This window comes from Pseudomonas sp. HY7a-MNA-CIBAN-0227 (assembly GCF_040310325.1).
Classification (GTDB): Bacteria; Pseudomonadota; Gammaproteobacteria; order Pseudomonadales; family Pseudomonadaceae; genus Aquipseudomonas.
In genome coordinates, this window is sequence record NZ_JBEOPT010000009.1 from 148,944 (window position 1) to 158,997 (window position 10,054).

General features: G+C 59.7%; 8 protein-coding genes. All 8 read right to left on the minus strand.

All coding sequences use genetic code 11. The features are described 5' to 3' along the window. Nucleotides 1-101: 101 nt before the first annotated feature. Complete coding sequence (locus AAEZ06_RS16855) at nucleotides 102-1,031, minus strand: ketoacyl-ACP synthase III (protein ID WP_350615285.1); 930 nt, start codon at nucleotides 1,029-1,031, stop codon at nucleotides 102-104. A gap of 310 nt (nucleotides 1,032-1,341) precedes the next feature. Continuing rightward, the gene (locus AAEZ06_RS16860) at nucleotides 1,342-2,970 is read right to left on the minus strand and encodes a flagellar hook-associated protein 3 (RefSeq protein WP_350615287.1); all 1,629 of its coding nucleotides are present in this window, start codon (nucleotides 2,968-2,970) and stop codon (nucleotides 1,342-1,344) included. A 14-nt stretch (nucleotides 2,971-2,984) separates the two neighbouring features. Further along, nucleotides 2,985-5,033 carry a flagellar hook-associated protein FlgK gene (flgK, locus tag AAEZ06_RS16865; protein WP_350615289.1) on the minus strand — a complete coding sequence of 683 codons (2,049 nt, stop codon included), beginning with the start codon at nucleotides 5,031-5,033 and terminating at the stop codon, nucleotides 2,985-2,987. A 10-nt stretch (nucleotides 5,034-5,043) separates the two neighbouring features. Continuing rightward, a complete protein-coding gene (gene flgJ / locus AAEZ06_RS16870; RefSeq protein WP_149411372.1) occupies nucleotides 5,044-6,303 on the minus strand; it encodes a flagellar assembly peptidoglycan hydrolase FlgJ in 1,260 nt (419 codons plus the stop codon). 10 nt (nucleotides 6,304-6,313) lie between these two features. After that, complete coding sequence (locus AAEZ06_RS16875; protein ID WP_133099453.1) at nucleotides 6,314-7,402, minus strand: flagellar basal body P-ring protein FlgI; 1,089 nt, start codon at nucleotides 7,400-7,402, stop codon at nucleotides 6,314-6,316. Nucleotides 7,403-7,441: 39 nt separating this feature from the next. After that, nucleotides 7,442-8,137 carry a flagellar basal body L-ring protein FlgH gene (gene flgH / locus AAEZ06_RS16880; RefSeq protein WP_133099164.1) on the minus strand — a complete coding sequence of 232 codons (696 nt, stop codon included), beginning with the start codon at nucleotides 8,135-8,137 and terminating at the stop codon, nucleotides 7,442-7,444. Nucleotides 8,138-8,189: 52 nt separating this feature from the next. Continuing rightward, complete coding sequence (gene flgG, locus AAEZ06_RS16885; protein ID WP_133099165.1) at nucleotides 8,190-8,975, minus strand: flagellar basal-body rod protein FlgG; 786 nt, start codon at nucleotides 8,973-8,975, stop codon at nucleotides 8,190-8,192. A 66-nt stretch (nucleotides 8,976-9,041) separates the two neighbouring features. Then, nucleotides 9,042-9,782 (minus strand): flagellar basal body rod protein FlgF, encoded by a 741-nt coding sequence (locus tag AAEZ06_RS16890; RefSeq protein WP_133099166.1) that lies wholly within the window; start codon nucleotides 9,780-9,782, stop codon nucleotides 9,042-9,044. Nucleotides 9,783-10,054: the final 272 nt, after the last annotated feature.

Genomic DNA, 10,054 nt, shown 5'->3' on the forward strand with positions numbered 1-10,054 from the left:
GGCTGCTGCGCAGCCCAACGCGGGCAAGCCCGCTCGCCACAATAAAAAACGCCCAGGCTCTTTCGAACCTGGGCGTTTTTTTGTGCAGCGCTATTAAGGCATCACGGCCGATAGATAATCGCCGAGCCCCATGACAGGCCCACGCCGAAGCCACTGATGGCCACGCGCTTCCAGTCGGAGCCCATCGCGTGCTTTTCCAGCAACAGAGGAATGCTCGACGACACGGTATTGCCGGTCTCGACCATATCTTTGATGAACTTCTCTACCGGCGCGTCTTCGAAACGCCGAGCCACGGCGTCGACAATCGCCGCACTGCCTTGGTGGATGCAGAACGCATCAATCTCGTCGGCCTTGAGGTCCGACTCGTTGAGCAGCTCGTGCAGGTGCGCCGGCACCTTGAGCAGGGCGAAGTTGAAAACCTGGCGGCCATTCATGAAGAACACACCGTCGCTGACCTTCAGATGCGGTGCGCCGGAGCCATCGGTGCCGAACTTGGCCTTGCCCAGCTGCCACGGCGCGTCTTCGCCCATCCAGGTGGCGGTGGCGGCGTCGCCGAAGAGCATGGTGGTGTTGCGGTCTTCGGGGTCGACGATCTTCGAGTACGGGTCGGAGGTCACCAGCAGGCCGTTTTTCAGGCCGGTGGCTTCCATAAAACCTTTCATGGCGTAGATGCCGTAGACGTAGCCGGAGCAACCCAGGGAAATATCAAAGGCCGCCACGTGGGTCGGCAGGCCCAGCTTGTCCTGGACGATGGCGGCGGTATGAGGCAGGCCTTCTTCATCACCGTTCTGGGTGACGACAATCAGCACGTCGATGGATTCGCGCTTCAAACCTGGGTTGTTGGCAAACAAGGCATTGACTGCCTCGACACACAGATCGGAGGTTTCCTGCGCGGCATCCTTGCGCGGCAGAAAAGCTGAACCGATCTTGCCAATGATGAACTCTTCATCCTTGGCGAATTTGGCACCCTGGGCGTAGTTATCAAGCCCATCTACTGGCACGTAACTGGCGATGCTTTTTATGCCAATCATTGTGGCTTCCCAATACTAAATAGCTGGAGAACACCCCTGAATGCATTCAGGAGTGCTGACAATAAAGGGGATAACCCCGCAAAAAACACGCCGAAAGCGGCCATCCATTCACTGACCAAAGCCCCTAAATCCAACTCGGCGGAGGTCTGGCGGTGGCCTATCCTTTTCACACGATACAGTGAAGATGCGCTTTATGACTCATAGGTCACTCAATTTTGTGCGCTTTGTGCAAAACCCTGGAAGTTGCGCACGCCTAAAACGACAACGGCCCACCCTGTTTCCAGGGTGGGCCGTTTTGTGCCAGCGCCCATTACATCTTGTTGAACAGGCTCAACTGGGAGATTTTCACGAACGCCAGTTGCGAGGCTTCCAGCATCGCCTTCTGGAAGGCCAGGTCAATCGACACCGTGGCTACGTCCGTGTCGCCAATGGACGAGATGGTCGACTTGTTGGCCAGTACCATGCTGGTGTTTTCCGATTCCTGGATCTGCAGTGAATTCAGTCGCGCACCAATGGAGCCACGCACCATGTCCACCTGGGCATAAGAGGCCTGCAGGTTGGTGATGGTGGCGTTGACCACATCGGTCAGCTTGCCCTGGGCGACCGGATCGCCATCGGACGGTGTTTCCAGGGCCTGACGCAACTGGCTGAGGGTATCCAGCGCGCTTTGGGTCTTGTGGGTGCTGGAACCCACTGCAAACTGATCGCCAATGCCCGGTGCGCCGCTGACCTCAAAGGTCACCCCGGCGGCGGTGATTTTGGCGGGGACCGCGGGGATGACCGGAGGGCCGAGAATAGCCGGCGTACCAGGAACCATGGTGCCGTTGGACACCGGCTTGCTGTCGGTATTTATTGGCTGGGCGTACACCTCGTAATCGGTCGCCGAGGTGAACTTGATCACCGCCCCTTTGTTCGGGAAGGTGCTTGAGTAGTCTGCCTGGCTGGTGACCTGGCCCGCCGCCAACTGCGCGGTGGAGGTATTACTCGGCGTGCGCGACACGTTGAAGCTGTCCGGCTTGCCTTCCAGGGTGTAGACCCGGTCCTGGTACACCGCATCAGTGTCGGCGCCGGGCTTGATGTCCTTGAGGTTCTGGCTGACGTCGAAGCTCACGCCCCGCAGGCTGATGGACGAACTGCCTTCCTTGGTCGCATCGAATACGCCGTTACCGGCGGTCTCGGAGGTAATGTCCTTGCCCGCCGAATCGCTCACGGTGTACTGGGTGCTGCTGATGAAGGTCAGTTTGTACGGCTGGCCTTCGGTGAAGCTGCTGTCATATTTTGACTGCGACGTCACCGCGCCGGCCGACACCCAAACCTTGCCATCATTGACCGCTGGCGGCTGCAACGTCGCTTGAGTACGCCCGGCGTTGGCCGTGCCTTCCAGGACGCTCTTGCCGGTGTCGTTCGCCACCATCGACAACGTGTCGGATATCTTCATGCTCAACGGTGTTTCATCACCCTGATAGCTGTAGGTACCATCGCTGTTGCGGGCATACGGCGGCGTATCGCTCTTGCCACCGGCAAACAGGTAGTGGCCGGACGAATCCTTGCTGTTGAGTAGGCTAAACACCTGCTTTTCAATCTCGCCGATCTCCGAAGCCACTGCCTTGCGGTCATCATCGCTGATACCGCCACCGCCCTTACCAGCCACTTTTAGCGCCAATTCACTGGCACGCTGCAAGGCCGTATTGATGCCTTCGAGCACACTTTCCTCGCTGTTGAGCGAGTTCTTCATGCTGCTCATATTGCCGGCGTACTGGCCCAGCATGTCTTGCTGTTGTTGCAACAGCAGCAAGCGCGCAGCGCCCACCGGATCATCCGCGGCAGTCTGGATACGCACGCCAGAGTCAATCTTTTGCTGGGTATTGGTGACGTTGGAAAAGTTGTTCGAATAACGCGAAGCACTGGTATTGAAATACTGTTCAGTCGAGATGCGCATCGTCTCAATCTCCCTTAAAGACTGTTGATCAGCGTGCTGAAGGTTTCTTGCGCAGCCTTGATGATCTGCGACGACGCGGTGTAGTACTGCTGGAATCTGATCATGTCGCCCGCCTCTTCATCCAGGTTGACCTGGGACACCGAACTGCGACTGGCCTTGGCGGCGTCCAGCATGGCGCCGGTGGCACTGTTGTCAACATTGGCCTGGCTGGCCTTGCCGCCCACCGCGGACACCAACTGGCTGTAGGCGGTGGTCATGCTCACGCCTGCGTTGTCGTCGGTAGCACCCACGGTTTTCTTGGTTTGCAGGCCAAGCAGTTGCAGGGCATTGCGGTTGTCCAGGGCAGCACCGGTATTGAACGACACGCTGAAGTTGTCGCCATCTTTCGGCGCGCCACTGATAACAGTGTCTACGCCAAAGGTCATGGGATTGTTGGCAGCGTCCTTGATCACGTTGCCGGCCGAATCCAGCATCGGCACCTTGATCGTCAGTTTGTTGTCCTGACCCGGAATGACGGTGCCGTTGCCGATGACATTGCCTTTGGCGTCGTTAACCACATAGCTCTGGGTGCCGTCGGCGGCCGGTTTGCCGAAGACCATTTTAACCGGCATCGACTGCTTGATCGCCGCTTCCAGCTGGGCCGTGGTGGCGCCACCGTGGATGTCCAGTGGCAAGGACAGGGTCGGTGCGCCGAACACACCGGTGCCGCTGTTGTTTTTATTGCCTTCGGCCAGCAACGGGCCCGAGAACGCCAACTTGTTCGGGTCGGTCATCACAACCTTGAGATCCGTCGCACCATTGGCGGTGGGGCTGACCTTGAACGTGTCGCCGTTGGCCATGGCACCCTTGCCGTCCAGGGCCAGGGTGATACCGTCGATAACCGGAGGCGGCGTCGTGGTGGTGTTGAAAGAGCCCATGGCCTTGCCGTCCGAGCGCACCACGGTGTAATTGTTGGCGTCGGAGAAGGTCACTTTGTAATCGAGTGTCGACAGCTTGCTGGCGTCGGCGATGGTCACATTCAGGTTGCCGGCGCTGCTGTTGTTCGGGCCGCCGACACTGCGCTGGCTAATAGCCGTCGCACTGTTGATGTTATTGAACAGCAAGTTACCGAACTGGCCATTGGCGTCCAGGCCCTGGCCCAACTGACTGTTGATGCTTTCGGAGACCACCAGGGCAGTTCGGCCCAGGTCGTTGATGGCCGGCATCAGCACATCGCTGCGATAACGCAACAAGCCACCGATGGTGCCGCCGCTGATGACCGAACTGACGTCCATCTGCTGCGAGCCGCTGGCCAGCATGACCGAGTACTGGCTCTTGTCGTCCTGGCTCGGCACCGCCGACAACTTGTTGGAAATACCGTCCGACACCAGGGACTGACCGGTGCCCAGGCTGACGTCGAAATGACCGTTGGCCTCAGTAACCCTCACGCCCACGAGTTCATTAAGCGAACGCACTGCTTCATTGCGCGCATCCAGCAGGTTCGCAGGTTCAGCGTTGCCCGTACCCTTGGCCTGGCTGATCTGCTGGTTGAGGGAGGCGATGGAGGACGTCAGCTGGTTGACCTGGCCGGTCAAGGTTTCCAGCTGACTGTTGATGCCTTCCTTCTGCTTATTCAACTCGGAAGCAATGGAATTGAAGCGGTTGCCCAAGGTCTGGGCGATGGTCAGCACCAGTTGGCGCGCAGAGTTGTCGCTCGGGTTGGAGGACGAGGTCTGCAACGCGGCGAAGAAGCTGCTGAGGGCAGCGCCGACACCGGTGGTCTTGTCCGAGAGCAGCTTGTCCACCGAACCGATCTGATCCAGATACGCCTTGGCGTCGCTGTTGAGCGAGGTGGTGGTCTGCAACTGGGTGTCCAGGTACTGGTTGTAGACCCGGCGTACATCCGCCAGGGTCGTGCCGGTACCGACAAATACGCCATCGAACCCCGTGCTGCCGTTGGCATTCTGGGTGGTCTGCTGACGCGAGTATCCCGGGGTCTTGGCGTTGGCAATGTTGTTACTCAAGGTCGCTAGCGACCCTTGGGACGCATTGAGCCCCGACATCCCGATATTGAGCAAACCCATGGTTCAGACCTTATAAATGAGTGGAAGCGCCCGCGGCAGCGTAGTTCTGGTAGCCGTTCATCGTTTTGGCTATCTGCGAAATCTTGCTGGCGTAGTCCGGATCGGTTGCATAACCGGCTTTTTGCAATTCGCGCACAAACTGTTCCGGCTTATCGGCCGACTTCAGGACTTCTTTATATCTTTCATTGCTTTGCAGCAATGTTACGAGGTCATGGAAGCTGTCCTGGTAAGAATCGTAGGAGCGAAATTGCGCCGTTTCCTTGACCATCTCGCCATTACGAAACTCGCTGGTGATCGCCCGCGCCTGAGCACCCTGCCAACTCTGACCGGCCTTGATGCCGAACAGGTTGTGGCTGCTGGTGCCGTCTTGCTGACGCATCACCGATTTACCCCAACCGGTTTCCAGGGCCGCCTGGGCCACCAGATAGCGTGGGTCGATGCCAATGCGCTCAGCGGCCTGCTTGGCCATCGGCAGCATGGTGGCGACAAATTCATCCTGTGAGCTGAAGGCTTTCTTCGCCGGCGCCAGCGGTGGCTGGGCCATGGCACGGCCGTAGACCTGCATGCGGCTGCTCGGCACGGCAAAGGTGCGAGCCGCGCCATTGATCACACCATCTTCGGCGGCACTGTTACGCAGTGGCGCGGCCTTGGCGGTGCTGGCGACGTCCGCGCCAGGCACGATGCCGGCCAGCAGTCGGTCAGTCAGCTTGCTCGGCAACGAGATGCGCCGCTGGTTCATCAGGGCCATGTCATTGCGCACGGTGCCGTCGTCGACCCGTTCCGCTACCGCCACGCGAGAGGCCCACAATGGACGCTGGCCATTGGAGCGACCCAGCGGGCCATCCGCCAGGGTGCCAGCAGCAATCGGAGTGGGTACGTCGACTTTCTTCGGCGCCTGTTCCGGGCCTTGCAAGGTCGAGGCAGCAGCAGCCTCCACCGGTTTGTTCTTTTGCATCTGGCGCATCAGCACGTCCGCCAGGCCAATACCACCGCCCTCCCGGGACAGCGACACCGCCAGTTGCTGGTCGTACATTTCCTGGTACTGCTTGGCCGCCGGGGTATTCATCGGGTTGTCTTTGCCCAAGGCCTCGGTGGCCGAGCGCATGGACTTGAGCATCTCGTTGAGGAACAGCGACTCGAATTCCTGCGCAACCTTGCGCATGTTGCCTTCGCTGTTCTTGTCGCCGACCTTGAGCTGGTTAAGCCGGTTGAGGTCGGAATAGGAACCCGAGTCCGCCGTACTGGTTAAACCGCTCTTACGCATGTCCATGGCTACGGCCTCAAATCACGATCAGGTCGGCTTGCAAGGCGCCGGCCTGTTTCAGGGCTTCGAGGATCGCCATCAAGTCACCTGGGGCGGCGCCCACTTGGTTCACCGCACGGACAATTTCATCCAGGGTGGTGCCGGGACCGAACTTGAACATCGGCTTGGCTTCTTGCTGGGCATTCACGCGCGAGCGCGGAACCACGGCGGTCTGGCCGTTGGACAGCGCCCCCGGCTGGCTGACAATCGGGTCTTCGGTAATGGTCACGGTCAGGCTGCCGTGGGTCACCGCTGCCGGCGAGACCTTGACGTTCTGGCCGATCACGATGGTACCGGTGCGCGAATTGATGATGACCTTGGCCACTGCCTGGCCCGGATCGACTTCGAGGTTTTCCAGGATCGACAAATAGTCGACGCGCTGGCTCGGGTCCAGTGGCGCGGTGACGCGAATCGAGCCGCCGTCGATGGCCTGGGCCACGCCTGGGCCGAGCAGGTCATTGATTTTGTCCACCACGCGCTTCGCGGTGGTGAAGTCGGAGCGATTGAGGTTCAGGGTCAGGCTGTTGCCCTGGTTGAAACCGCTGGGCACGGTACGCTCCACCGAAGCACCGCCAGGAATCCGTCCGGCCGAGGGCACGTTGACGGTGATCTTCGAACCGTCGCGGCCTTCGGCGTCAAAACCGCCCACCACCAGGTTGCCCTGAGCGATGGCATAGACGTTGCCGTCGATACCTTTCAACGGCGTCATCAGCAAGGTGCCGCCCCGCAGGCTTTTCGAGTTACCGATGGAGGACACGGTGATATCCACCACCTGGCCCGGCTTGGCGAACGCCGGCAAGTCGGCACTGATCGACACGGCCGCGACGTTTTTCAACTGCACGTTGCCCGAACCTGCCGGCACCTTGATGCCGAACTGCGAAAGCATGTTGTTGAAGGTCTGCAGGGTGAACGGGGTCTGGGTGGTCTGGTCACCGGTACCGTTGAGCCCCACCACCAGGCCGTAGCCGATCAACTGGTTGGTGCGCACGCCGGAAATGCTGGCGATGTCCTTGAGCCGCTCAGCCTGGACGCCTGCGCTCAGGGCCAGCAACAACACCGCTGCCATCAGCTGTTTGAGTTTCAAAGCATTCACCTTGAGGACCACCTAGAAAGGGAACAGCGGGCTAAGGAAGAAACGGTCAAACCAGCCCGGCTGACTGGCGTCAGCAAACGAACCCGTACCCGAGTAGGTAATGCGTGCATCGGCAATCCGCGTCGATGGCACAGTATTGTCGGTGGCGATATCGTCCGCCCGCACCATGCCGGCAATGCGCACCAGTTCGTCACCGGTGTTGAGGGTCATCCACTTCTCGCCGCGCACGGCAATGATGCCGTTGGGCAATACGTCGGCGACGGTCACAGTGATCGAGCCAACCAGGCTGTTGCCCTGCCCGGCCTTGCTGCTGCCATTGGTGGCGCGGTCGCCGCTGTAGCCAACGTCCAGGCTCAAATCACCACTGCCCAACGGGTTGTTGGTGTTCAAGCCGCCGCCGAACAACGAACTCAGGCCGATACCGGTCTTGCTGTTTTTCGCCACCTGGGAGTTGGCATTCTTGCTGGCCGTGGTGCGCTCGTTCAGGGTGATGGTGATGATGTCGCCCACACGGAACGCCTTGCGGTCGCTGTACAGGTTCTGTTCGAAGCCGGCCTGGTAGATCGAGCCATTGTTGGCGGCCGCAGGCAGCGGCGTGCGCGGCAGCACCGGCGCGTAGTACGGGTCATTGGGCTTTGGCGTCGGCGCGACACAGCCCGCGAGCACGGCGATCCCACTCAATGCCAGAACAGAAACAAAGCGATTCATGACCCTTACCTCACGGTGTTGCAGGCGCCATCAGGCCGCCCCATAGACTTGATTACAGATTCTGCGTTACGAACGAAAGCATCTGGTCGGCGGTGGAAATCACCTTGGAGTTCATCTCGTAGGCACGCTGAGTGGTGATCATGTTGACCATCTCTTCAACAGTGCTGACGTTGGAGGTTTCCAGGGTGTTTTGCAGGGTGGTACCAAAACCGTTTAGCCCCGGCGTACCCACTTGCGGCGCGCCGCTGGAGGCGGTTTCCAGGAACAGGTTGTTACCGGAGGCTTGCAGGCCGGCCGGGTTGATGAAGTCAGCGGTCTGCAGGTTGCCGATCACTTGCGACGCCGGGTTACCGGCGATGGTGACGGACACGGTGCCATCGGTGCCGACCGTGAAGGTCTGGGCATCGTTGGGCACGACAATCGCCGGCTCCAGGGCAAAACCGTTGGCGGTGACGACCTGGCCATTGGAATCCAGGTGGAACGTACCGTCACGGGTATAGGAGGTGGTGCCGTCCGGTTGCAGGATCTGGAAGAAGCCGCGACCGTTGAGCGCCAAGTCCAAAGGCTGGCCAGTTTGCTGCAGGTTGCCGGCGCTGAAGTTTTTCTGGGTGCCAACAATGGACACACCAGTACCCACTTGCAGACCCGACGGCAAGGCGCTGTCCTGGGTCGACTGGGCGCCAGGCTGACGCTTGATCTGATAGAGCAAGTCCTGGAATTCGGCGCGATCACGTTTGAAACCCGTGGTCGAAACGTTCGCCAGGTTGTTGGAGATCGTGGTCAGGTTGGTGTCCTGGGCGGACAGACCTGTTTTGGCAACCCATAGAGCCGGAAGCATGCTGTTCTCCTTCGTGCGCCTGTTTTATGGCGCCGCGTTACGAAATTAGTAATCAGTGGGTGGCGATCAGGTCATCTGCAGGACGCGAGTCATTGCCTGGTCGTCTTCCTTGGCGCTGTTCATCATCTTGATGTGCAGCTCGAACTGCTTGGACAGGGCCAGCACCGCCGTCATTTCTTCGACAGCATTGACGTTGCTCGACTGCAGGAAGCCCGACACCAGCTTGACGCTGGCATCCGCTACGGCAGGCTGGCCGTCATTGGTGTGGATCGCGCCGTCCAGGCCTTTGCTCATGGTCTTTAAATCAGGGTTGACCAGCTTGATCCGGTCCACTTCAGCCATCACCCGCGGGCCTTCGCCCATGGCGCGGATGCTGATGGTGCCGTCTTGGCCTACTTCGATCTTCTGCTCAGGCGGCACGGAGATCGGCCCGCCGTTGCCCATGATCGGCATCCCGTTGCCGGCCCGCAGCATGCCGAGGGCATCGACGTTCATGCTGGCAGTGCGCACGTAGGCTTCGCCGCCGTCTGGGGTTTGCACGGCAATCCAGCCGTCACCGCCGACAGTGACGTCGAGGTCGCGGCCAGTTTCGAGCATGGAGCCGGCGGAGAAATCCGTCGCCGGCCGTTCGGTCAAGGCAAATGCCCGCGCCGGAAAGCTGTCGCCAAATACCGGCATTGAGCGGGCCTGTTCCAGGTCACGCTGAAAACCGTTGGTGGAAATGTTCGCCAGATTGTTGGCATGAGCCTTCTGCGCCAGTGCATTCTGGCTGGCGCCGGTCATTGCCACATAAAGGTACTTGTCCACGCTCATTCCTCTCTCTGACGGACGCTTGCCGTCCACCGCTGTACTAAAGAGTCTTTAGCAATTTGCGCACCAACTTTTGAAAACGGAGGAAAATCCAGGCGGGGCAAGGGTTTGCGAGTAAATGAAGGAAAACGGGGATTTGCGATAAGTCGAAAAAACGGCGGAGTTATGCCGCTTCCGGCAAATGCGGGTCGTAGGTAGTCAATAAGCTGAGTCGCCGCTTCATGTAACCCTGGGCAGCGGCGCTACGCAGAAAACTTCCCCTCCCCGTA

Bases quoted from the DNA above. Each gene is read 5' to 3' on its own strand.
- AAEZ06_RS16855 (WP_350615285.1), bottom strand. From the start codon at position 1,031: ATGATTGGCATAAAAAGCATCGCCAGTTACGTGCCAGTAGATGGGCTT.
- AAEZ06_RS16860 (WP_350615287.1), bottom strand. From the start codon at position 2,970: ATGCGCATCTCGACTGAACAGTATTTCAATACCAGTGCTTCGCGTTAT.
- flgK (WP_350615289.1), bottom strand. From the start codon at position 5,033: ATGGGTTTGCTCAATATCGGGATGTCGGGGCTCAATGCGTCCCAAGGG.
- flgJ (WP_149411372.1), bottom strand. From the start codon at position 6,303: ATGGACATGCGTAAGAGCGGTTTAACCAGTACGGCGGACTCGGGTTCC.
- AAEZ06_RS16875 (WP_133099453.1), bottom strand. From the start codon at position 7,402: ATGGCAGCGGTGTTGTTGCTGGCCCTGAGCGCAGGCGTCCAGGCTGAG.
- flgH (WP_133099164.1), bottom strand. From the start codon at position 8,137: ATGAATCGCTTTGTTTCTGTTCTGGCATTGAGTGGGATCGCCGTGCTC.
- flgG (WP_133099165.1), bottom strand. From the start codon at position 8,975: ATGCTTCCGGCTCTATGGGTTGCCAAAACAGGTCTGTCCGCCCAGGAC.